The sequence below is a fragment of the Peribacillus sp. P4_C12 genome, from assembly GCF_056402095.1.
In genome coordinates this window covers 1-898 of sequence record NZ_JBFUIB010000975.1, presented here as the reverse complement: position 1 = coordinate 898, position 898 = coordinate 1, and the positions used below count along the sequence as shown (strand labels likewise).

Annotated in this window: 1 protein-coding gene; it reads left to right on the top strand. The window is 41.5% G+C overall.

The features are described 5' to 3' along the window. The coding region (locus tag AC1DUW_RS30655) for a helicase-related protein (protein ID WP_477644427.1) at positions 1 to 898 on the top strand (898 nt) is incomplete at both ends.

Sequence of the window (898 nt, the reverse complement as noted above, 5' to 3'; positions counted from 1 at the left end):
AAAGACTACCATGAGGTAATCGTCATTGATGAAGCCCAAATGATTGCAGATAAAGATCGTGGCTTTTCTTGGTTTCGAGCAATCACGCAAGCAAATGCTAAGGAAGTACACATTATTGGGAGCAGGAATATAAAAATGATGCTTCTCAACCTATTAAATGGAGCAAATTTAGAACTGCATGAATACACACGGGACATTCCCTTGGAGATAGAACCAAGAGAGTTTGGATTGAAGTACACCAAAAAAGGGGATGCGCTTATTTGTTTTTCAAGAAGGCAGGTTCTAGAAACTGCCTCCCGTCTCCAAGGGAGTGGGCATAGTGTCAGCATGATATATGGGAGCATGCCCCCTGAGAATAGAAAACGACAAATTGAGCTTTTTAATCGTGGCGAAACATCTGTTGTTGTTGCCACAGATGCAATAGGAATGGGATTGAACTTGCCAATCCGTCGCATTGTCTTTCTTGAGAATGAAAAATTCGACGGGACACGCAGAAGAAGACTGACATCACAAGAAGTTAAACAAATCGCAGGACGGGCAGGGAGAAAAGGTATTTACGACACCGGAAAGGTTGCTTTTACAGCAGAGATAAAAATAATGAATAAACTGCTTGAACAGGTAGATGAGCCCGTTCAAACTTTTACTATAGCTCCTACTTCTGCAGTATTTGAACGTTTTCAGAAGTATTATCGGCATCTAGGAACATTTTTTGAATTGTGGGAGAAATTCGAGCCCCCAAACGGAACTAAAAAGGCATCCCTCACAGAAGAACGCGAGCTTTACGAGTTGATTCGAGATACTGAAATCGAAGCACGTTTTTCGTTAATGGATTTATATGGATTCCTACATCTACCCTTTTCAGCTAAAGAACCTAGACTTATCCGGCAGTGGCTAGAGA